This window comes from Herbaspirillum huttiense (assembly GCF_047300815.1).
In the GTDB taxonomy this organism is placed as follows: Bacteria; Pseudomonadota; Gammaproteobacteria; order Burkholderiales; family Burkholderiaceae_D; genus Herbaspirillum; species Herbaspirillum huttiense_A.
The window spans coordinates 191,026-214,032 of record NZ_CP178608.1 but is presented as its reverse complement, the minus strand read 5'-3'; the positions used below and the strand labels follow the sequence as shown (position 1 = coordinate 214,032).

Here is a 23,007-nt window from a genome sequence, read left to right as displayed (position 1 = left end):
CGAGCCGGCAAACATGCCGGCAAGACGGCTATCCGGAGGTGCTGCGCACCTCCACGCTCTGGCGCAGCAGGTGCAGGACGGCGGCCGGATCGGCCAGCCGCTGCAGGGCCTGGCTGGGGCCGGCACCGATCTTGATGCCGAGTCCGCCGAAGACTTCACCCTGGGCGATGGCAAAGCCGGCCTCGTCGGTGACGTCATCGCCAATGAAGACCGGACGGCGGCCCCGGAACGGGGCCTCATGCAGGAAGGCGGCGACGGCATCGCCCTTGTTGATGTGCGGCTTGGCTTCCACCACCATCTTGCCGTGCAGCAGGGTAAAGCCCGGTTCATGGCGCAGCGCGTCCATCATGGTCTCCACGCAGCGCTGTTCCAGATGGGCGGCGTGGCGGTAATGCAGCGCCAGTGCGCCGCGCTTGAGTTCCAGCTGCAGGCCGGGATGCGACTCCACCAGCGGCAGCAGGCGCTCGCGCAGGTGATGCACGTCCGGCACCGGTTGCTGCAGGATGCGGCCATCGGCCGTGCGGCGCTCGGCACCATGCACACCGGCCGCCGGCAGGCGCAGCGGGGCCAGGAAGAAGTCCAGTTGATCCAGCGGGCGGCCGCTGACGATGGCCAGTGCGCCGTCCGATTCTTGCTGGATGCGCTGCAGGAGCGTGATCAGCTCCGGCGGCACCACGATCTCTTCAGGCTGGGGTGCCAGGTCGACCAGGGTGCCGTCAAAGTCCAGAAACAATGCATCCGCAGACACATCGTAGGGGCGTGTGTGCTCAGTCATGCCATTTCAGGTTGATGGAAAGCAAATAAGTTCCGGGTGGACCTCGAATTATTGTCAAATAAATATCGAATAAGTTCGAAAACCCGGGCGTCGGAATTGCTTTGACAGCGCCTGGCCCAGCAGTTCTGGCGGCCTCCCGAAAAAGACAAAACGGCCGCGCGGCAAGGCCGGGCGACCGTTTCAATCAGGCAAGAGCGATCAGGACTGTACGCTGCCCTCGGTGGGCACCGCCACCATGGGCGGCACCGGGGCCAGCACCTGGGGCATGAGCGAACCGACCACCATGCCGCCGATGGAGAACAGCAGGCCGGCCAGTTGCGGCGGCCACAGGCCGTCCGGGGCGGCGTATTCCAGCGTGATCCAGGAGACCAGGCCCAGCACCATGGCCATCAACGCCCCCTGGCGGGTGGCGCGCTGCCAGTAGACGCCGAAGGCCAGCGGCACGAAGGCGGCCACCAGGGTCACCTTGTAGGCGTTCTCGACCATTTCATAGATGCTGGACTGGCTGTTCAGGGCCAGCGAGGTCACGCCCACCGTGAAGAGCAGCACCACTGCACGCATTGAGAACAGGAATTCACGGTCGTTCTTCCACGGGCGAATTTCCTTGAGCACGTTCTCGGTGAAGGTCACCGAGGGCGCCAGCAAGGTCGCGCTGGCGCAGCTCTTGATGGCCGACAGCAAGGCGCCGAAGAACATCACCTGGGCGAACACCGGCATCTTTTCCATGATGAGGGTCGGCAGCACCAGCTGGGAATCGGTTTCCAGCAGGCGCGAGACCATGGCCGGGTCGATCAGCGTAGCCGAATAGGCCAGGAAGATGGGGATGAAGACGAAGAAGAAATAGATCACGCCACCCAGCACCGAGGCGTTGCGCGCCACATTCTCGTTCTTGGAAGACATGACACGCTGGAACACGTCCTGCTGCGGGATCGACCCCAGCATCATGGTGATCCAGGCGGCAAAGAACCAGAGGACGTCTTTCAGTTCAGCGGCCGGCCAGAAGTTGAACTTGCCGGCCTCCGCAGCGTGCGCAATCACGACCCCCGGACCGCCGACCATGCCCGAAACTTCAACTCCGATATACAGCATGCCGACCACCACGATGATCATCTGCAGGAAGTCCGTGATGGCCACGGCCCACATACCGCCCATGAGGGTGTAGACCAGCACGCTGCCGGCACCGATGATCATGCCCCAGTGCATGGGGATGTAGCCGCCCGAGACCACATTGAAGACCAGGCCCAGCGCCTTGATCTGCGCGGCCACCCAGCCGAGGTAGGAAATGACGATGCAGATCGTCACCAGCATTTCAGCGGCACGGCCGTAGCGCTTCTTGTAATAGTCGCCGATGGTCAGCAGGTTCATGCGGTAGAGCTTCTTGGCGAAGAACACGCCCACCAGGATCAGGCACAGCGACGAGCCGAAGGGATCGGCCACGATGCCGCCCAGGCCGTCCTTGAGGAAGGTCGAGGATACGCCCAGCACCGCCTCGGAGCCAAACCAGGTCGCAAAGACGGTCGCGGTCACCACCGACATCGGCAGCGAGCGGCCGGCGACGGCGTAGTCCTTCGAACTCTTCACATAGCGGGTGGCATACAGGCCGATACCGACCGAGATGACCCAGTAGAGGACGACGAACCAGAGCAGTGCATTCATGCCTTTTTCCTTGCAGGGGGGGGTAAGAAAAACGCGCATTATAGCGGCAACTTCCTCGCGCAAAGCCGCTTGCGGCAAGACTTTTCATCTGTCGCCGCGGGACCACAGCCGGGCTGGCCAATGCGCGCGGATCACCCGCAGGGCAAGCAAGAATTGCTCCCGCCTGCAGGGGGCGGACATTCAGGATTTTGTCAGGGGAGATGAAGCGGGAGTGAAGCTTCCTGCGCCGCCGGAGCCGGCAGCGCAGGAGCAAGCGGAATCAGGCGCCTTCGTTGTTGCGCTCGTAGGAGGGGCAGCCGTTCTTGCCCCACTTGCCGTCGCACAACTTCCAGAGGCAGCTTTCGCGGGCAAAGACCGACAGCGCACTGCATTGCTTGACCTGCTCGGCCAGCGTCGGCACGGCCTGCACTTCGACCACCTCCGGCACGGGCACGACGGCCTGGGCGCGTTCGGCCTTGGCACGGGCATTGGCCAGTTGCGCCTCGGCTTCGCGGCGCCGCTGTTCGCGCAGGGCCAGGGCAGCATCCTCGCGACGGTGGCGGGCCTCGGCGCTGGCACGCTTCTGGGCCAGCAGATGGGCTTTTTCGTCGGCTTCCTGCTGCAGCCCGGCGATGGCCTCGGGGCCAGGTGCAAGCTCGCTGGCCGACGGTTCGGCCGCCTCCTGGCTGGCCACCGGCACCACCGGCTCGGCCGGGGCGGGCTTGGACAGCGAGGGTAATTGCTGCATCACCGGCTTGAGAGCGCGTTGCGGCCATTGGGCGCCCAGCCACAGGGCCACACCGATGATGGCCAGGGTCAGCAGCGACACCAGCAAGGCGCCTCGGGTCGAGGCCTGCACCTCGGGTTCGGTGCGCGCACCGCGTGGCCCCCGGCGGGTGGCCGGTGCGGGCTCCTCCTGCACCGCCACGGCGGGCGCCTCGTCTTCGTAAGGCAGGCTGGCGACGGCCGCCGTCACGGCAGCCGCTGCGACCGCCGCTGCGGTGATGTGCGAGGCACGGACTTCGAGTTCTTCCTCACTGAGCGCCGGCGGCGATATCACCGTGCGTGCGCGCTGAGCCGGCTCATTGACATGACTGGCATGACTGACGTGGCCGGCAGGCTGCACGCCCTCGCTGGCGGTGCGCCGGTCACGATCTTCCTCTGTACGTTCCAGAACTTGCATTGGAATTCCCCTGTATTGCGCTACCGACCACCGTCCCGGTGGCCCTGGTGTGCTCCCTCACGTCCATGATGGCTGCCTGGTCTCCAGTGTCGGGCGTATAGGCCCCCAGGCGGTTTTGATGCTGCGTTTGTTTTTTGGACGGATGGCTATTTTGCGCCGAAATTTCTGAAAGGCAAAACAAAAATGCGGCTCTGCAAAAAATATCTGTGGCCCAAGCCGGGCGTGACTTGCCGGGCGATTAACAATCCGGCGTCAAAGAATGTGAAAAAAGAAACGGCAGCCCCGTTTCCGGGACTGCCGCTTGTCAGACTGACAGCAAAACGTCTCAGTCCACGATCTTTTCCAGCGCGAACAGGTCGGCCGGATTTTCGCGCGCACGGACCAGATGGGCCTGGCTGCCCTCGACCAGCACTTCGGCTGCACGGCCACGGGTGTTGTAGTTGGAGGCCATGGTCATGCCGTAAGCACCGGCCGACATCAAGGCCAGCAGGTCGCCCTCATGGATGGCCAGTTCGCGCGAGCGGGCCAGCCAGTCGCCGGATTCACATACCGGGCCGACGACGTCGTAGATGCGGGGCTGGCCGGCGTTTTCCTTCACGGTCTGCACGCCATGCCAGGCTTCGTACATGGCCGGACGCATCAGGTCGTTCATGGCGGCATCGACCACGGCGAAGTTCTTTTCTTCACCATGCTTGAGGTATTGCACTTCGGTCAGCAGCAGGCCGGCATTGCCGACCACCGAGCGGCCCGGCTCGAACATGACCTGGATCGGGCGGCCGTCGTACTTCTTTGCACGCCAGGCATCGACGCGGGCGAACACGCGGGCCAGATAGTCGCCGATGGCGACCGGCTGCTCGTCGTCATAACGGATGCCGATGCCGCCGCCGATGTCGAGGTGGTGAATGGGGATGCCCTCGGCTTCCAGGGCATCGACCATGTCGATGACCTTGTCCAGCGCTTCCAGCAGCGGGGCGTCGTCCAGCAGCTGCGAACCGATGTGGCAGTCGATGCCGACCACTTCGATGTTGGGCAGGGCGGCCGCTGCGCGGTAGCAGTTCAGGGCATCGTCATAGGCCACGCCGAACTTGTTTTCCTTCAGGCCGGTGGAGATGTAAGGGTGGGTTTTGGCATCCACGTTGGGGTTCACGCGCAGCGAGATGCGCGCGCGCTTGCCGAGCGCACCGGCCACCTCATTGAGGCGCGCCACCTCGGGGATGGATTCGACGTTGAAGCAGAGGATGTCATGTTCCAGCGCCAGCTTCATCTCGTCGCGGCCCTTGCCCACGCCCGAGAAGATCACCTTGCGCGCATCACCGCCGGCGGCTACCACCCGCAGCAGCTCGCCGCCGGAGACGATGTCGAAGCCCGAGCCCAGCTTGCCCAGCAGGTTCAGCACCGCCAGGTTGGAATTGGACTTGACCGAGTAGCACACCAGCGCGCCGCCCTTGCCGCCCTGGTCACGGCCGGCCGCACGGCAGGCATCGGCATAGGCCGAGAAATTCTGCACCAGCGCCGCCTTGGAATAGACGTAGAGCGGGGTACCGAACTGGTCGGCCAGGGCTTGCAGGGAGACGTCTTCGGCGTGCAGCGCGCCGTTGCGGTAGGAAAAGTGGGACATGGGGATCCGGAAAAGTCAGCGGAAAAAGGCAGTTCGGTGGAGTCGCCTGGCGCAGTCCCCGCCCTCATCACGGGGGGACCGGCTGCGTTGCAGCGTGATGTTTCAGCCCGGCATCATCGTTTGGGGGCCTCGGCGGCCGGCGTGTCGTCGGCGCCAGCTGCGGCTCCCGCCTGGTCCTTCGCCGCTGCCGGGGCGGCCGGCTGGGTGCGCACGAACGGATCCGGCGGCACCTTGGGCATGTACAGCGGGCCTTTCTGGCCACAGCCGGCCAGCATCAGGACGGCGGCGCACAGCGCCAGGGAAGCTGCACAACGAGCAGGAGAATAGTGTGACTTCACGATAAAATGGCGGATTACATCGAAATCTTAGAATGACTTGGAGTGTAGCATGACCGAATCGGAATTCCTGGACCTGGCTGACGCCACCCTCAACGCCATCGAGACGGCCCTGGAAGATGCCTGCGACGCCAGCGACCTGGATGTGGAATGCAGCCGCAGCGGCAACGTGCTGGAAATCGAGTGCGTGGACAATGGCTCCAAGATCATCATCAACAGCCAGGCCCCCATGCAGGAAATGTGGCTGGCCGCGCGTTCCGGGGGCTTCCACTACAAGTTCGACGGCAGCCACTGGCTCAACACCCGCGACGGCAGCGAGCTTTACGCCACGCTGTCGGAAGTGGTCAGCAGCCAGGCCGGCGTACCGGTCACCATCAAGCCCTGAAGCGGTGCGGCGCCCGCCTGTGTCTTGCCGCATCCGCGGGGGCGCAGTTGAGCGGGCGCCGTTCCGCCTTCACCCGTCCACGTGAATAAATCCGCAGCATCCATGCGTCGATCCCTCCGACATCCTGCCTTCCTGTTCCTGCAGCGCGGCCTGGCGCGCCTGCGCTGGATCCTGGTGCTGACCGTCCTGGCCGTGGCCGCCGCCCTGCTGCTGCCGCCGCTGGTGACACGCTTCAACCACGACCACAGCCCCCAGGCCCAGGCCGCCGAAAAAGACATGCAAGCCATCGCCGCCGGGCTGGAACGCTATCGCCAGGACAACGGCCGCTATCCCAGTGCCGCCCAAGGCCTGCTGGCCTTGGTGATCAAGCCCACCCGCGCGCCGGTTCCGGCGAACTGGCCCATCGGCGGCTACGTCGAGCGCCTGCCGCGCGACCCTTGGGGCAATTCCTACCAGTACGGTGCCGAGGATGACGGCAGCGCCTACGAGCTCTATTCCTTCGGCCAGGCCGGACCGGAAGGCGGCGCTGACGGCGAGCAGGTCATCCGGCAGCACTGAAGCGGTCCATCACCCTCACTTGTGCAACGGGGCGGCTCAGGCCGCCCCGTTTTGTTTCATCCCGGCTATCCGGCCTTACACCACATCAGGGAAGGCCGTGCGCAACCGGTACTGGCGCTGCCGGTAATTGCCTTCCGGCCCGCTGAAACCACAGTCCACGTCACCAAACAAACGGCTCACGCGATTGATGGCGGCGCGCTGGGCTTCGGTCTGCACGGCAATCAGGCGGCGCTTGCTGCGGGCGTGATGGGCGCAGATGTCAACCACCAGACAGTGGCCGTAATCGGCCTGCTTGATGTCGATGAGCAGCGCTTCCGGCTTGGTCAGCCCGAACGTCGCCGCCAGTTCGATACGGGCGCTGAGGAAGGGATTGCTGTTGCGCAGCTTGTCGCTGAGCTGCGCCAGTGCCTGCTGCGCCCAGGGCTGGGCAGTTTCCTCGGCCATGAACGGCCGCAGCGCTTCAAGCGCACTCGTTTCTCCCTGCGCGGCCGCCTGCTGCCACCAGTAGAGCGCCTTCACGTCGTGCATGGGGTCATCGCGGCGATTGCGCCAGAAAATCTGCGCCAGTTCGCACTGGGCCTCGACCAGCCCGGCCTCGGCGGCCTTCTCCAGATACTGCTGGGCTACCTGCAGGTTGCGCTGTGAATAGATCGAGCGCGAATAGATGCGTGCCAGCGCATGCCAGGCCTGGGCCGAACCGCCCTCGCCGGCCAGCAGCAGCCAGTGCAGCGCCTTCTTGAAATTGGCCAGCCCCTGCTCCATGAACACACGGTTGCCGGCGCGGTCGATCTTGGCGCACAGCAGTCCCAGTTCCAGGCGTGCCTCGACATCGCCCGCCACGGCCGCCAGTTCGAACAGGCGCATCAGTTGAGACAGGTCCGGCGTGGCCGCGCGCGCGTGCCACTGGCCATAGCGCAGCAGCAGCGTGGCTTCCTCGGCGTTGAGCTGCACCAGGCCGGCGGCATCGCCATCCTTCTCCAGTTGCGCCAGGGCTGCGCTGTTGCGTTCCATCAGGCGCTTGACGAGCACCACGGCGCCGCGCGCAAAGGCCTCGCCCTGGCCCTGGTGCCAGGCTTTGTCCAGCAGCGCGTATTGCGCCTGCTCGATGCCGGCGCGTGCGGCTTCCCGCACCAGCCTTTCCTCCACGGCCGAGGTCGGCAGGCCGGGGACCATGGGCTGGCCGTGACGCTGCATCTGTTGTGCCAGCAACCATTGCGCCTCATGATCATCGCGGCTGGCCAGCAGCGACAGTGCCGCAATCGCACGCGCATGCGCATTGCTGTCGAACTGTTCGGTGTGTTCCAGCACCAGGCGGGCAAAGATGATGCCGGCCTGCGGTACGCCGGCTTCGAAAGCCTTCTCGTACCAGATGGCCGCTTCCTGCGGCGAAGACAATTCCTTGACCTGATCGTAGGTGATGTTGCGGCCGATGATCATCCATGCATCGTCCACGCCCTGTTGCGCAGCGCGACGCAGCCAGTAGAAAGCAGTGCCCTTGCTACGCGGCAGGCCGCTGCCGCCGTTGAGGTAGCGACGACCCAGGGCCAACTGCGCACGGGACTCACCTGCACGCGCGGCCTTGATGACGGCCAGCTCTTCTCTCGTTGCCATGTTCTTTTCCTTTCTCAGCAAATCCGCAGTCACGAAACTGCGGACGAAAACGTCCCCGCTGGCGCAGCAAGCTGCGTCAGTCCGGTGTGCATCAAAAACTAAGTATTTGAATGCGGGTCCGCCACGGCGTTGTGGGGCGGTGCGATGCGCGGGTCATGGGAGAGGATGAGCTCATCGCGCATCGAAGTAGTGCTCTCATTAGAGCAGTGCGCCGCAAAAAAGTGCGCGCTGGCGAGAGCTTATTACGCTTTCTTTACAGTCATCAAGATCGGCCTCCAGTAAGGCTTTTGTCAGCTTATTGCGATCGGAAAGCGAGTATTTTGCAGTGCAGAAAATGAGCTTTACCGCACGCCATGGGCACTGGCGATGCACCAAACCCGAGTGCAATGCGAAGAGAAAAATGGGCCGGCGGAAAAATGGCTGCATTCATGCGCCAGGCGAGAAAGTCAGTTACAAAATCTAACAAAATGACAGCAACGGAAGTACATGAAGCGAACATGAAAAAAGCGCCGCATGAACCTCATGCGGCGCTTTTTTTGCTCACTTGTGCATCACACTGCGCCGCCGGGAAGACGACGCAGCTCAACTCACATTAGAACTTGTGACGGATACCCACGGCGACGGCGCCTTGGTTGCCATCGGTGCCGGTGCTGTCGGAGACGCCCGGGTTGACCATGTCGCTAGCCTTGGTGTAAGCCAGGAAGGCGTACAGGTCGGTGCGCTTGGACAGCCAGTAGTCGGTACCCAGGCTGACTTGGGTCAGCTTGGTCTTGTTGGACACGCCGTCGAAGTTGGCACGGGTGTGGTCCACAGCGGCCAGCAGCTTCAGCGACGGGGTCAGCGAGTAAGCGGTACCGATTTCGTAGATGTCAGCCTTGTTGGAACGAGCCAGGGTGCGGTTGGTCACCGAGGTCAGCGAACCGACGCCCACGGCGGTCAGGTTGGCCTGGTTGTTCAGGTCTTGCTTGACGCGCGACCAGTTACCGTACACACGTGCCGGACCGAACTGGTAGGACGCTGCCACGTTGAGGACCTTCTGCGCGGTGCTGCCCGAGTTCGCGGCCAGGGTGTTGACGCTGGCGGTGGTCGAGGTTGCAGGGATCAGCGAGACGTCAGACGGAGTTGCACCGGCCTTGGACTGGTAGTAGTTGATGCCCAGACCCAGCGGACCGTTGTCGTACTTGCCGCCAACGCCGAAGGATTGACCGGCGGAGGTCTGGCCAGCGGTTTCGCCGAAGCCGTACATCAGGTTACCAGTGAAGCCGCTCAGGTTGGCCGTGGTGTAGCTGATGGAGTTGTTGGTGCGGGTGCCTTGCAGGCGATCCAGGCTCGAACCGGAGTTGTTGATCCAGCCACCGAAGTCTTGCACGGCGGTGTAAGCCGAGATGGTGTCTGCGAAGTCGGTTTGACGGCCGACCAGCACGGTACCGAAGTTGCCAGCCAGACCGACCACGGACTTGCGGCGGAACAGGTTGGAACCGGTGGAAGCGTCGGAGCCTTGCAGGCCGCCGTTGTCGTTGGTGAAGCCGGTTTCCAGTTGGAACACAGCCGACAGACCGCCGCCCAGATCTTCAACACCCTTGAAGCCGATACGCGAACCCTGGATGATGCCCGAGTTCAGGCCAAACTTGGTGCCAGTGCCGCCGGCGGCGGTAGCAACCTTGCTTTGGTAGACAACACCGGTATCGACGATACCGTAGATCGTGACGGAGCTTTGCGCATTGGCTGCGCCTGCGAACGCGCCCAGAACGGCGAGTGCCAGCAGAGATTTTTTCATGTGACGTCCTTCTCTAAAAATAGTCTTGAGGATCCGCACTTGCAGTCGGATGGGCAAACATTAATGCTTCTCGCCGCGCATGACTGCACCTTGGTCGATAGAAGTCATTTTTTAGACGGGAGCCAAAGATTGAAATGGCAATTGTTGTATTTTTTTATCGCCAGTTTCGCTTCCACGTTTGCAGCCCCGCTTCAACATCGGCCGCCATCAAGGAAAAAGCGCCGGTATCGCTACCGGCGCTTTGCGTCATTTCTAACATTTTGATACATCTTTGCCGGCAGAGCTTGCCTGCATTCTCATTCCTTTTCAGGATTACCGACGAGCTTCTTCAACAGGTCCGACTTCAATTGCTGGCGCTGTGCTGAGGCATTCTTGCGATGCGCACCCGCGCCACCGGCACGCTGCTGCGCGGCCAGCGCCACCGGATTGCGTGGCCTGGATTGCGATGGCTCGATGCGAAAACTCAGCTTCTGCCGTGTTCCCAAAGTCTTGTTGGCCATCGCATTCTCCTTGCCTCAGCGGGCGTCATGCCAGCATCGCGTTACAGCACGTAGCGCGACATGTCCTCATCCACGGCCAGCTCGCCCAGGCGCTCGTCGACATACCCGGCATCGATGAGCAGGCCGTCCACACCGGCTTCGCCTGCGGTGAAGGAAATCTCTTCCAGCAGCTTTTCCATCACGGTATAGAGACGGCGCGCACCGATGTTCTCGGTCTTCTCATTGACCGTATGCGCGATCTCGGCCAGGCGCTTGATGCCGCTGTCGGCGAATTCGATCTTCACGCCTTCGGTGGCCAGCAGCGCTTCGTACTGCCTGGTGAGGCAGGCATCGGTGCCGGTCAGGATGCGCTCGAAATCGGCGATCGACAGCGAATCCAGCTCCACGCGGATCGGGAAACGACCCTGCAGTTCCGGAATCAGGTCGGAAGGCTTGGACAGATGGAAGGCACCGGAGGCGATGAAGAGAATGTGGTCGGTCTTGACCATGCCGTACTTGGTGTTGACGGTCGTGCCCTCTACCAGCGGCAGCAGGTCGCGCTGCACGCCGGCGCGCGAGACGTCGGCATTGCCGTTCTGCGAGCGGGTGGCGATCTTGTCGATCTCATCGAGGAAGACGATGCCGTTCTGCTCGACATTGGCGATGGCCTTCTGCTTGAGCTCTTCGTCGTTGACCAGCTTGGCGGCTTCTTCCTCGATCAGCAGCTTCATGGCTTCCTTGATCTTGATCTTGCGCGCCTTCTTGCGCTGGTTGCCCAGGCCCGAGAACATGGACTTGATCTGCTCGGTCATTTCTTCCATGCCCGGCGGCGCCATGATTTCCATCGACGGTGCAGCGTCATTCAATTCCAGCTCGATCTCGCGATCATCCAGCGCCCCTTCGCGCAGGCGCTTGCGGAAGGTCTGGCGGGTGGTGTTCTTGTCGTCCTTCTCGCCGCTGGCACCGCCCTCGGGCGTAAAGCCAAAATCGCGGGCAGGGGGCAGCAGCACGTCCAGGATGCGATCCTCGGCCGCATCCTCGGCGCGGGTGCGCACCTTGCGCGTTTCCAGCTCGCGGGTCTGCTTGATGCCGATGTCGACCAGGTCGCGGATGATGGTGTCCACGTCGCGGCCGACGTAACCGACTTCGGTGAACTTGGTGGCTTCGATCTTGATGAAGGGCGCATCGGCCAGCTTGGCCAGGCGCCGCGCAATCTCGGTCTTGCCCACGCCGGTGGGGCCAATCATTAGGATGTTCTTGGGCGTGATCTCGTGGCGCAGCGGCTCCTCGATCTGCTGGCGGCGCCAGCGGTTGCGCAGGGCGATGGCCACCGCGCGCTTGGCGCGAGCCTGGCCGACCACGTGCTTGTCGAGTTCGGAGACGATTTCCTTGGGAGTCATATTCATGGTGGTGATCTTTACGCTGTGACGATTCATCGGAGAAATAGGCAGGAAATGCGCGCTGCGCGGCTTATTCCAGCGTCTCGATGATGTGGTTCAGGTTGGTGTAGATGCACAGCTCCCCGGCGATGGTCAGCGACTTCTTGACGATCTCGGCCGGGGTCAGCTCGGTGTTCTCATACAAGGCCTTGGCGGCCGATTGGGCATAGCTGCCGCCGGAACCGATGGCGCCGATACCGTCATTGGGTTCGAGCACGTCGCCATTGCCGGTGATGACCAGGGTGGTATCGCGGTCCGCGCACAGCAGCATGGCTTCCAGGCGGCGCAGCATGCGGTCGGTGCGCCAGTCCTTGGCCAGCTCGACCGAGGCGCGCATCAGGTTGCCCTGGTGTTTTTCCAGCTTGGCTTCGAACAGGTCAAGCAGGGTAAACGCGTCAGCCGTGCCGCCGGCGAAACCGACCAGGACCTTGCCGTGATAGAGCTTGCGCACCTTGCGCGCACTGCCCTTCATGACGATGTTGCCAAGCGTCACCTGGCCGTCACCGCCGAGCGCGACCTGGTTGCCGCGACGGACGGAAAGGATGGTGGTGCCGTGAAATTGTTCCATGCTTGCCTCTGTTCAATATGTGCCGGGGAGCAGCGGAGGGACGTACCGGTTCCGCATTCCTGTCGAGATGGGGCTGGCCGGCCGGATTGCAAGTCATGCCATCGGGTGGGCCGCCATCGAGGGCAATATTCTACGCCCACAAGAAAAACGGGCGCCCTGGCCACAAGGCCGGGGCGCCCGTCTCAGGCGGCGGGAGCGATTACACCGAAATCGTCATCAGGCTGGCATTGCCGCCGGCGGCCGTGGTGTTGACGCAAAGCGCGCGCTCAGCCAGCAAGCGCCACAGGGGAATGGCACCGTCTTCGCTGCACAGGATCAACGGCACCAGCGCACCTTCGCGCTCGGCCAGGCGCACGCGCCATGCGGCAGCCTGGTGGCTGTCCACCAGGGCGGCCTGCAGCGCTTCGGCCTCCAGCTGGCTGGCACGGCGGATGGCCGCACGCACCGGCGCGGGCAGGCCGGCCGGCAACAGCGCCGCGGTGGTCTCATCGACCACCACCGTATTGCCGGTGGCGAAGGCCGCTGCCAGTTGATTCAACAACGTACCGACGCTGGCGGCCACGCACAGCACCAGGCCACGCGGGGCGAAGCCCAGGGTATTGCGCTCGCCGGTGGGGCCAGGCAGCAGCAGGCTGCGCTGCAGCAGGCTGTCGCGGTGATAGCGCTCACCGCTGGCGGCCAGGCGCTCGTGGCCATGGGTGCGGGCCCAGTCCAGCAGGCTGTCCAGCAGCGTGTTGGGCACTTGCGCCGGTTGCGCGCGGGTCAGTTCCTCATGCAGTTGCGCATGGCGCTGCAGGCGCTTGAGGTAGAGCGGGCCACCGGCCTTGGGACCGGTGCCGGACTTGCCTTCACCGCCGAAGGGCTGCACCCCCACCACCGCGCCCACGATGTTGCGGTTGACGTAGATGTTGCCCACGTGCGCACGCTGGGCCACGAAATCGATGGTCTCGTCGATACGCGAATGCACGCCCAGGGTCAGGCCATAGCCGGTGGCGTTGATGGCATCGATCAGCTGTGGCAGCGCATCGCGGCGATAGCGCAGCACGTGCAGCACGGGGCCGAAGACTTCGCGCTGCAGTTGCGCCAGGTCGTCGATCTCGATGACGGTCGGCGCCACGAAGGTGCCGTGCTGGCAATCCTCGCCCAGCGGCAGCTGGTGCACGGCACGGGCGCTCTTGCGCATGCGCTCGATGTGGGCCAGCAGGTTCTGCTGGGCCTCGGCATCGATGACCGGGCCGATGTCGGTGGAGAGACGGTCCGGACGGCCCACGCGCAGTTCGGCCATGGCGCCCTTGAGCATCTCCAGGGTACGGTCGGCGATGTCTTCCTGCAGGCACAGGATGCGCAGGGCCGAGCAACGCTGGCCGGCACTGTCGAAGGCGGAGGACAGCACGTCCTGCACGACTTGTTCGGCCAGTGCCGAGGAATCGACGATGAGCGCATTCTGGCCGCCGGTCTCGGCGATGAGCGGGACATCGCCATGTTCGCCGCTGCCGTCGCCATCATCGTGCTTGCGCTGGGCCAGGGTGCGGTTGATGAGCTGCGCCACTTCGGTGGAACCGGTGAAGATCACGCCCTTGACGCGCACATCCGAGGTCAGTGCCGCACCCACGGTCTCGCCCCGGCCCGGCAGCAGCTGCAGGGCGGCGCGCGGCACACCGGCCTCATGCAGCAGTTGCACGGCGCGATGGGCGATCAACGCAGTCTGCTCGGCCGGTTTGGCCAGCACCACGTTGCCGGCCGCCAGCGCAGCGCTGACCTCGCCGATGAAGATCGCCAGCGGGAAATTCCACGGGCTGATGCACACCACCGGCCCCCAGGCCAGCACGTTGCCATCGTGACGCGAGGCGATGGCGTAGTAGCGCAGGAAGTCGACCGCTTCACGCACCTCCGCAATCGCATTGGGTAGCGACTTGCCGGCTTCGCGCACGGCCAGGGCCATCAGTTCGGCGATATGGTCTTCCAGCAGGTCGGCCGCGCGTTCGAGCATGGCGGCGCGCTCGGCGGCCGGGGTCGATTGCCATTGCGGCGCGTAGGCCGTGGCGGCGGTCAGCGCCGTATCGACATCGGCCACGGTGGCTTCGCTGACCTGGCCGACGACTTCACGATGGTCGGCCGGATTGCGCACGGCCTGTGCGGGCTGCGCAGCCAATTCGCCCGCGATCAGCGGTGCGGCCTGCCACTGGCGCTGGGCCATGGAGACGAACAGTTCACCCAGTTGCTGCAGGCGCGATTCATTGGAGAGATCGATACCCGAAGAATTCTTGCGCTCCTGGCCATACAGCTGCTGCGGCAAGACGATGGCCGGATGCGGCACGCCGCCCTGGGCGCGCACGGTCTCGATGGGATCGGCCACCAGACGGTCCAGCGGCACGGCCTCGTCGACGATCTGGTTGACGAAGGAGGAATTGGCACCGTTTTCCAGCAGGCGGCGCACCAGGTAGGCCAGCAGGGTCTGGTGCGAACCGACCGGGGCATAGATGCGGCAGGCCTTGCCCAGGTTCTCGGCACCGACCACCTGGTCGTACAGGGTCTCGCCCATGCCGTGCAGGCACTGGAATTCGTAGTTGTCGACCTGGTGCTGCTTGGCCCAGTGATAGATCGCCGCCAGCGTGTGGGCGTTGTGCGTGGCGAATTGCGGATAGATGACGTCGGTCGCCGCCAGCAGCTTTTGTGCGCAGGTCAGGTAGGACAGGTCGGTATGCACCTTGCGGGTATAGACCGGATAGCCCTCCAGGCCATCGACCTGGGCGCGCTTGATTTCGCTGTCCCAGTAAGCGCCCTTGACCAGGCGGATCATCAGGCGGCGGCCGTTGCGGCGGGCCAGGTCGACCAGGTAGTCGATGACGAAGGGGCAGCGCTTCTGGTAGCCCTGCACCACGAAGCCCAGGCCGTCGAAGCCGGCCAGGTCGGGGTCGGCCACCAGTTCTTCCATCATGTCCAGCGACAGTTCGAGGCGGTCGGCTTCTTCGGCGTCGATGTTCAGGCCAATGTTGTATTGCTTGGCCAGCAGCAGCAACTGCTTCAGGCGCGGCAGCAGTTCACCCATCACGCGTGCATGCTGGGCGCGCGAGTAGCGCGGATGCAGGGCCGAGAGCTTGACCGAGATGCCCGGGCCATCCTTGATGCCGCGGCCGTTGGAGGCGCGGCCGATGGCGTGGATGGCGGTCTCGTAGGACTGGTAGTAGGCATCGGCGTCATGCATGGTCAGGGCGGCTTCGCCCAGCATGTCGTAGGAATAGCGATAGCCGCGCTTTTCGTTGTCGCGGCTGTTGTCCAGTGCTTCTTCGATGGTCTGGCCGGTCACGAACTGGTTGCCCAGCATGCGCATGGCCAGGTCGACGCCCTTGCGGATGAGCGGCTCGCCGCCCTTGCCGATCAGGCGCGTGATGGCTTGCGTGAGGCCGCTTTCGCTGCTGGTGGAGACCAGCTTGCCGGTGATGAGCAAGCCCCAGGTGGCGGCATTGACGAACAGCGACGGCGACTCGCCCAGGTGCTTGCGCCAGTCGCCCTTGCTGATCTTGTCGGCGATGAGGCGGTCGGCGGTCTGGCGGTCGGGGATGCGCAGCAGCGCTTCGGCCAGGCACATCAGCGCCACGCCTTCTTCGGAGGACAGCGAGAATTCATGCATCAGCGCATCCACGCCGGAGGACCGGGTGCGCTTCTCGCGCACCTGCTGCACCAGCTTTTTGGCCAGTTGCTGGGTGGCGTCCTTCCAGGACTGCTGGCCCTGCACCTGCTGCAGCAGCCATTGCACGGCCTCGCGCTCGTCGCGGCGATAGGCGGCGGTGATGGCCGCACGCAGCGGGCTGGGGGCCGGCAGCAACTCGGCCTGGAATGTGCCAAAAGGCAGGCTGGAAGCGGAGGCCGCAGGGGCGGCGGAGGCGACGGTGGTCATGGTCTGGAGTCGAAATGGGATGGAAATGGGCAACCGGATTCTATGTGCTTGATGCCAATATTAATTCTGTATTTCATGCTTTCGCCCAATATTTAATTCGGCCCATTTCATTTATACGATTTTTAATTTTCCACATCGGTGCCCCCATAGCGCCTTTCGCAGTACTGTCGCGGCTTCCGGGGCGATGAACGGTCCGAGCTGGCCTGAGCCCGGGTCATTGCCCCCCTGGCGAGGCAATTCCCAATTTATTCGAAACATTTTTCGGTGCCTTTCGAGCTTTGCCCGGGATTTTCTTGGATTTTCTGGAAGTACGAAGTTGCCGAACAAGAATGACGGCCCGTCATTGTCCTGGGGCTTGTCATGGATCACGCCAGTCAGTTGCTCTCTCGTCTGCTCCCCTTCTCGGCGGCAACGCGCCTCTATCGTCTGGAGATCGCCGGCCAGGCTGAGGACTGCTTGCTGGTCGAGGCCTGGGCGGCGGCAGAGGCCCTGCATGCAGTGGGCGCCACCGAGCTGATCGTCCTTAGCCTGGATACGGAGGTGGCGGCCCGTTCCCTGCCGGGTTGCCGCGCTACGCTGGAAACACGGCTGGCCGAGGGCGGCCTGCGTCGCAGCAGCGGTCTCATCCACGAAGTGGCCAGGCTGGGCGGCGATGGTGGATTCTGTCGCTATCGACTGCGCATGGCCCCCTGGCCCTGGCTGCTGTCGCAAGCCACTACCAGCCGCGTGTGGCAGGACAAGCGCCTCATCGAGGTGGTCGATGAAGTCTTCCGCGAGTTTGCACCCCATGCGGATTGGCACTGGAGCAGCGATGCGCTGGCCTGCCTGCATCACCTGCCGCCGCGCAGCTACACCGTGCAGTACCGGCAGACGCATCTGGACTTCATCAGTCGGCTGCTGGCTGGCGAAGGGCTCTCCTGGCGCATCGAAGAACATGCGGCCAGCCCGCAGGAACATCGGCTGGTGATCTTTGCCGACAGCGCCGCGAGCAGCGCTTTTCCGGAGGATCCCACCAGTGCGGCCCATGATGGCATCCGCTTCCACGCGGCCCGCGAGCAGGAGCAGCAGGACGGCATCCAGGCCCTGGCGGCATACCGCAGCCTGCAGGCGGCCAGCTACACGCTGCTGTCCTATGACTACCAGAACAAACATTCCATCGCCGCCCGCATTCCCACGCATCACGACTTCGGAGGCCAGACTGCCCCCAGGCTGGAAAGCTATGACAGCGCTGGCCCGGTCACCGAGGACAACGACGCTGCAGACCGCCATGCACGCCTGATGATGGAAGCCGCCGAGGCCCGCAACAAGCGCTGGCGTGGACGCAGCACGGTGCGCAGCTTGCGGGCCGGCTCGCGCTTTACCCTGAGGCAAGGGCCGCTGGCGGGCAAGGAGCAGGAATATGCCGTGCTGGCGGTGCTCAGCGTGGGCGTCAACAATCTGCCCGCCGATACGCAAGCGGCGCTGGCCGAGCTGTTTGGTCCCCTGCCGGTCTTGCTGGAAGACGCCCTCCATGCCTGCCTCAAGGCCGCCACGGTGGACGCGATACAGGCGCCGGACCGCAGCCTGATCGATCTGGCACGCCGCACGGGCCATGCCAACCTCTTCGAGGCGATCCGCGCCGATATTGTCTGGCGGCCCGTGCTGGCCGATGGCACCGGCCTGGAGCGCAGGCCGCACGCATGGGCGCGGGGCAGCCAGAGCGCCATCGTGGTCGGCCATGAGGGCCAGACCACGCCCAATGGTCCCGACGAAATCTGCTGCGACCATCTCGGCCGCATCCACATCCGTTTCCACTGGCAGGGACGGCATGGCGATGCGGGGGCCACTTGCTGGGTCCGTGTGGGCCAGCGCTGTGCCGGCCCGGGCATGGGGATGCAGTTCTTGCCGCGCATCGGGCAGGAAGTGCTCGTCCAGTTCATTGAAAACGACCTGGAACGACCGATTGTGCTGGGGGCCCTCTACAACGGCCGTGGGGAGGGAGGTGTCACACCGACGCCGGGAGGCGAGGTGAAGTTTTCTGCAAACACGCAGGTATTTCAATGGGCCAGCGATACCGCCATCGGCGGCCAGGGCAATCTGGCCGGGGGAAACGCACCGACCTGGCATGGTGCCAGCGCGGATCTGGACGGGCACCGCAATCCTGCGGCGCAATGGGGCATCCGCTCCAAGGAATTCGGTGGCTGGGGGTACAACCAGCTGCTCTTCGACGACAGCGACGGCCGAGGCCGCATCCAGCTCAAGAGCACCCAGGCGGGGAGCGAGCTCAATCTCGGGCACCTGATTCATGGTGCCGACAATTATCGTGGCAGCTTCCGTGGCACGGGCGTGGAATTGCGCACCGATGCCTACGGCGTGATGCGTGCGGGGCGCGGCCTGCTGTTTTCCAGCTACCGGGTGGAACATCACGCAAGCCATCGTGACCCGGCCGGGGACAACATGGGGCAGCGGGCCATGGTGCGACAGGCTGCACAGACACGCAAGACCTTCGATGAAGCGGCGCGCACGCATCGCACCGCAGGCATGGCCGAGGGGCTTGATGCGCTCAACAAGGCCATCGCCGCGCAAGCCGGGATCGCGCAGCAGGACCTGCCTGCCAGCAGCACGCCGCTGATTCAGGTCGCTGCGAAGGAAGGGCTGGGGGTGGTGGCGGGCCAGCATCTGCAGATGGCCAACGGCGAGAGTGTGAGCCTCATTGCCGGCCAGGATGCGCAGCACGTCAGCGGGCAGCATTTGCGGGTGCGTACGCAGCAGGCCATCGGTGTGCTGGCCGGGGCCACCGCTGCAGGTGACAAGGGCATCGGCTTGCAGATGATTGCCGCACAGCGCGACATCGATGTGGGGGCGCAGGCGGGCAGTTTGACCGTGCAGGCGCGTGACCAGTTGCAGGTGGTCAGTGCCAATGCCGGCGTGAGCTGGGCGGCGGCACGCAAGATTACGCTGGCCACGGCGGGTGGGGCCAGCATCGTCATTGATGGCGGGAATATCACGGTGCTCTGTCCGGGGACCCTAACCGTGCATGCAGGGCAAAAGCTGCTGGAGGGGGCCGCGCGCATCAAGTTCGAGCTCCCTCTTTTGCCCAAAGCCCCTCTTCAGGAAAAAAACCGGTCACCGTTTTCAAAGTGAGACCCCATGCTGCTGAGCCCTCCTTTCTTGCCTCCTCGCCCTGGCAATCTCTCTGATGCTGCATGGCTGAACACGCTCTTGCCCGATCCACCGGCTGGCGAGGGCTTGTTTCCTGTCAGCCGTGATCTCAACTGGCATGGCGGCCTGCATGTGCAGGCTCCTGCTCACGCCAAGGGTACGGAATGGGTCCATGCCATTGCCGATGGCACGGTCATCTTCAGCCGTAGCGCCACGCCAAAGAACGACAATCGTGAACATGCCCTGAACTATCTGGGCTGGACCGATGATGGTTGCGTCGTGATTCGCCATGACACGGACATCGGCGAGGGCGCGGCGGCCACCCAGATCGTCTTCTATTCTCTCTACATGCATCTGAGCCAAGTGGAAGCCGGCATGAAGGCGGGCAAAAAAGTCTACCGCAAGGATTTGCTGGGGATGACCATCAACAACAAAATGCTGATGCTTTCTCTTTCATTTCTTCTTGTTGCAGAAAACACTTGGGGTAGTACAGGAGACTCCTTGAACAGCATGCGCGCTATCGAAGTGGTATCAGAGAGAAACTGCGGCCTAAAAATGCTGATGCCCGCGACTGTGGAGTCGGTCGATTGCGGCGCTCATCTTCATGAGAATGAATATACGACGCTCTCCATCGGATACCTTCTCAGGCAGTTCGAACATAATGACTTTGACAGGACTATCGAAGGGATCATTCGGAAAATATCTCTGGACGACTATTTCGCCAAGGGAGCGGCAGGTCAATTGACTCCCAATGACCATGACAGCGCCGAGCCTCATCGGCCGCATCGAGATCCGGCGCTCACTCAATCCAGTATGCGGGAGGTATGCACCAAGCCGAATGCCGCTGGCCAAATGCGCAGAATCGCTGGAGACAACTGGTCTGGTTATTTGTGGGTAAGGGAGTCAAGACTGAAACACGCTGATCTTGGCAACCTATGCATGGCTTCAGATATTTCAGAAGCATGTTTCATCGCCATTATCGGCAATAGTTCCAGAATCTTGCACTTCTCTCCGATCTGCTTACCCAGAAATGGTAAGAAAACATACCCCAGTGAATTTGACTTTGAGGATTTCCTCAAGATGATTCACAGCATCAGGTTCAATACAGATTAGTTTTCCTTTTCTTGAACAGACGGATGACCTACTTGCGCCCTCTGCTCGGGAACCACCATCTTCCATTCAGGAGAATATCGTTGAATATGCGTCCGCTTTATTGCTCGTTCTTGCTCACAGCCACGCTGGCAACGACCAGCATGGCAGGAACCCGCGAAGCCTTCGCACATGACGCCCAAAGTGATGTCCGACGCAAATGTCTTCTCGATATGCAGCTCCCTCGCAGTGCTGCGTTCATCACCTGTGCGAATCTTCCCCACTACCCTGGCGCCAAGGTGCTGCAGATAGGCCATTATCCGCAGGACTTTCCGGGACCTGGCCTATTGGCCTTCACGGAGGGTTTTCTCTCTGGACAATCGACGCGGGACTTCCTCGCTTCAGGCATCTCGGACTGGATCGCCGTCCCAGCGCCCACTGGAGATTTGGATCAGAACGATGATGCTATACAGCTCAACGAATACGGTGTGGATTTTCTCTGGGCCACCCGGCCAGATGAGATAAAACGCGAGAAGCTTCGCGGCAAGGACTGGACCGGCTATCTCTGGACGCGGCGCACGGAGCTGACACGCAAAGAGATGGGCGATGCGGCACCTAAACGGCCACAACGATGTTTCATCGCGTTGATCGGCAATCAGAAAAACAGCCTGGAGTTCGCCACCTGCCTCGCTCGGGATCGTAATCCTCGGGCGCCAACCGAACTGCATTATCGAGACTTCATGGGCGCATTGAAGAGCATCGAGTTTAGCCACTAGCGATTGCCGATGGAACCATCATAACGATTCATGCGTGCCGATGTAGGCCCTCACCCAACGCCCCTCTTCGGGATAACAGCCGGCCACCATTTTCAAAGTGAGACACCATGCTGCTGAGCCCTCTCTTCCTCCCTCCTCTCCCTCGCAATTTCTCTGATGCTGCATGGCTGAATACGCTCTTGCCCAATCCACCAGCTGGCGAGGGGTTATTTCCTGTCGGTCGTGATCTCAACGGGCAGAAAATAACGGACACAAACGTCCAAGCCCAGCGAAGGGACAGATAATGAGCCGGATTATCACGGCCGCGAAAATCTCCCTGCTTGCAGCAATATCATTCTCCGCTGGCGCAGCAGCGGTCGACCAAGAGCCTATCTATCTGGATGTAGAAATGCAGAATCGTTGTGGGTTCGCAATCACTCTGGCCGATACGATTGACGGGGTTAGCTGCAGTGGGGATCGGCAATTGACCGATGCCTACCGGGCGATGAGCATCAGCTACTTCGTGAATCAGTTTGAGCATAACGACTTTGCTCGCCAGATTACTTTGGGAATTACCAATCGTTCTTTAGAAAAGCTTGTTGGACCCGGAGCAAAAGGAAAGCTCAAGAGAAATGACGATACCGGCGAATCAATCCCTGGCGAAGAACTGCATCTCACCGAACAATTAGTGACGGACCTGTGCGCAAAGAGCATGAGACAGATTCAGGTAGAAAAGATCGCGGCCAACAACTGGCGAGGCTACCTTTGGCGCAGATCATCCCGACTGAAAAAGAGCGACCTTGTACGGGATTGTCCCTACGATGCAATCGACAAGGAATGCTTTCTCCTGATCATCGGGAATGCGACCGTGACGCTGTACTCGGATCTCATCTGCTTGCCGCGTAATGGAAAAAAAACCGACCCCGCAGAGTTCGATGTGGGCGACTTCATGAAGATGATCTACAGCATCACTTTCGATAGTCAATGAGACTTTCCCCTTCCATGAACACAGAACCAAACCTGTCGCCCGGATCCCTCCAACAATCCTCATCGGTGAAGATACTGATTTCGCTCCTGATGCTGTGTCTCGCGTCAAGCTGTCACGTCCATGCGGCCGCCGCTAACGCAGCTACTCTTTTCAAATTCAAGCAACGCAGGATCAAGGAAACCTGCCATTTTTCGATGCGTCCACCGAGCAGCTCACCCATCATCACATGCACTGCGCTTGCACACTATCGTGGTGCCAAGGTACTTCAGATGGGCCATTATCCAGAAGACTTTCCCGGCCCCGGACTGCTGGCGAATACGGAAGGATTTCTCTCGGGACAATCCACACAGGACTACCTCGCTTCGGGCATCTCCGACTGGATCGCCGTCCCTGCCCGTACTGACCACCTGGATCAGGAAGATGATGCGATACAGCTCAACGAGTACGGTGTGGATTTTCTCTGGGCCACCCAACAAGATGAAATCAAGCGGGAGAAGATCCGCGGCAAGGACTGGACCGGCTATCTCTGGACGCGGCGCACGGAGCCGACGCGCAAAGAGATGGGCGATGCGGCACCGAAACGGCCACAACGATGTTTCATCGCCGTGATCGGCAATCAGAAAAACAGCCTGGAGTTCGCCACCTGCCTTGCGCGGGACCGTAATCCCCGAGCGCCGAACGAACTGCATTATCGAGACTTCATGCGCGCATTGAAGAGCATTGAGTTTGGCCGATAGCGATTGCTCATCACTGTATATACGTGATCCCATCCA

The 23,007-nt window shown here is 62.5% G+C and carries 18 protein-coding genes; 7 read left to right on the top strand and 11 right to left on the bottom strand.

From position 1 onward, the window contains the following. Positions 1–28: 28 nt before the first annotated feature. From otsB to lptM, 5 genes are all read right to left on the bottom strand, one after another. Complete coding sequence (otsB, locus tag ACLRDN_RS01070) at positions 29–775, bottom strand: trehalose-phosphatase (RefSeq protein WP_413458603.1); 747 nt, start codon at positions 773–775, stop codon at positions 29–31. Between the two features lie 198 nt (positions 776–973). Beyond that, the gene (locus ACLRDN_RS01065) at positions 974–2,431 is read right to left on the bottom strand and encodes a sodium:solute symporter family protein (protein ID WP_413458602.1); all 1,458 of its coding nucleotides are present in this window, start codon (positions 2,429–2,431) and stop codon (positions 974–976) included. Positions 2,432–2,690: 259 nt separating this feature from the next. Continuing rightward, entirely contained in the window at positions 2,691–3,593 is a 903-nt protein-coding gene (locus ACLRDN_RS01060; RefSeq protein WP_413458601.1) for a phage tail protein, read from the bottom strand. A gap of 325 nt (positions 3,594–3,918) precedes the next feature. Further along, positions 3,919–5,211: a diaminopimelate decarboxylase gene (lysA, locus tag ACLRDN_RS01055; RefSeq protein WP_413458600.1), complete on the bottom strand. Its 1,293-nt coding sequence runs from the start codon at positions 5,209–5,211 to the stop codon at positions 3,919–3,921. A gap of 113 nt (positions 5,212–5,324) precedes the next feature. Further along, on the bottom strand, positions 5,325–5,549 hold the full coding sequence (gene lptM, locus ACLRDN_RS01050; RefSeq protein WP_413458599.1) for an LPS translocon maturation chaperone LptM: 225 nt from the start codon (positions 5,547–5,549) through the stop codon (positions 5,325–5,327). Positions 5,550–5,598: 49 nt separating this feature from the next. On the opposite strand from lptM, the gene cyaY reads away from it, so the two are divergent. Continuing rightward, on the top strand, positions 5,599–5,931 hold the full coding sequence (gene cyaY, locus ACLRDN_RS01045) for an iron donor protein CyaY (RefSeq protein WP_088755766.1): 333 nt from the start codon (positions 5,599–5,601) through the stop codon (positions 5,929–5,931). 102 nt (positions 5,932–6,033) lie between these two features. Continuing rightward, positions 6,034–6,489 carry a type II secretion system major pseudopilin GspG gene (gene gspG, locus ACLRDN_RS01040; RefSeq protein WP_413458598.1) on the top strand — a complete coding sequence of 152 codons (456 nt, stop codon included), beginning with the start codon at positions 6,034–6,036 and terminating at the stop codon, positions 6,487–6,489. Positions 6,490–6,564: 75 nt separating this feature from the next. On the opposite strand, the gene ACLRDN_RS01035 is transcribed toward gspG, so the two are convergent. The 6 genes from ACLRDN_RS01035 to putA all read right to left on the bottom strand — a co-directional run bounded on the left by ACLRDN_RS01035 (position 6,565) and on the right by putA (position 16,261). Then, positions 6,565–8,100, bottom strand: coding sequence for a hypothetical protein (locus ACLRDN_RS01035; protein ID WP_413458597.1), 1,536 nt, complete (start codon positions 8,098–8,100; stop codon positions 6,565–6,567). A 592-nt stretch (positions 8,101–8,692) separates the two neighbouring features. After that, positions 8,693–9,877 (bottom strand): porin, encoded by a 1,185-nt coding sequence (locus tag ACLRDN_RS01030; RefSeq protein ID WP_413458596.1) that lies wholly within the window; start codon positions 9,875–9,877, stop codon positions 8,693–8,695. A 296-nt stretch (positions 9,878–10,173) separates the two neighbouring features. After that, on the bottom strand, positions 10,174–10,377 hold the full coding sequence (locus ACLRDN_RS01025; RefSeq protein WP_413458595.1) for a hypothetical protein: 204 nt from the start codon (positions 10,375–10,377) through the stop codon (positions 10,174–10,176). Positions 10,378–10,418: 41 nt separating this feature from the next. Beyond that, positions 10,419–11,762: an ATP-dependent protease ATPase subunit HslU gene (gene hslU, locus ACLRDN_RS01020; RefSeq protein ID WP_413458594.1), complete on the bottom strand. Its 1,344-nt coding sequence runs from the start codon at positions 11,760–11,762 to the stop codon at positions 10,419–10,421. 64 nt (positions 11,763–11,826) lie between these two features. Beyond that, positions 11,827–12,363, bottom strand: coding sequence for an ATP-dependent protease subunit HslV (gene hslV / locus ACLRDN_RS01015; protein WP_145605824.1), 537 nt, complete (start codon positions 12,361–12,363; stop codon positions 11,827–11,829). A gap of 199 nt (positions 12,364–12,562) precedes the next feature. Next, complete coding sequence (putA, locus tag ACLRDN_RS01010) at positions 12,563–16,261, bottom strand: trifunctional transcriptional regulator/proline dehydrogenase/L-glutamate gamma-semialdehyde dehydrogenase (protein WP_413458593.1); 3,699 nt, start codon at positions 16,259–16,261, stop codon at positions 12,563–12,565. Between the two features lie 360 nt (positions 16,262–16,621). Here putA and ACLRDN_RS01005 point away from each other — a divergent pair, with 360 nt between their 5' ends. The 5 genes from ACLRDN_RS01005 to ACLRDN_RS00985 all read left to right on the top strand — a co-directional run bounded on the left by ACLRDN_RS01005 (position 16,622) and on the right by ACLRDN_RS00985 (position 22,971). Then, a complete protein-coding gene (locus ACLRDN_RS01005) occupies positions 16,622–19,384 on the top strand; it encodes a type VI secretion system Vgr family protein (protein ID WP_413458592.1) in 2,763 nt (920 codons plus the stop codon). Positions 19,385–19,390: 6 nt separating this feature from the next. Next, a complete protein-coding gene (locus ACLRDN_RS01000; RefSeq protein ID WP_413458591.1) occupies positions 19,391–20,515 on the top strand; it encodes a M23 family metallopeptidase in 1,125 nt (374 codons plus the stop codon). 86 nt (positions 20,516–20,601) lie between these two features. After that, positions 20,602–21,267: a hypothetical protein gene (locus tag ACLRDN_RS00995; RefSeq protein WP_413460451.1), complete on the top strand. Its 666-nt coding sequence runs from the start codon at positions 20,602–20,604 to the stop codon at positions 21,265–21,267. 283 nt (positions 21,268–21,550) lie between these two features. Continuing rightward, entirely contained in the window at positions 21,551–22,234 is a 684-nt protein-coding gene (locus tag ACLRDN_RS00990; protein WP_413458590.1) for a hypothetical protein, read from the top strand. A gap of 14 nt (positions 22,235–22,248) precedes the next feature. Continuing rightward, a complete protein-coding gene (locus tag ACLRDN_RS00985) occupies positions 22,249–22,971 on the top strand; it encodes a hypothetical protein (protein ID WP_413458589.1) in 723 nt (240 codons plus the stop codon). The last annotated feature ends 36 nt before the right edge of the window (positions 22,972–23,007 follow it).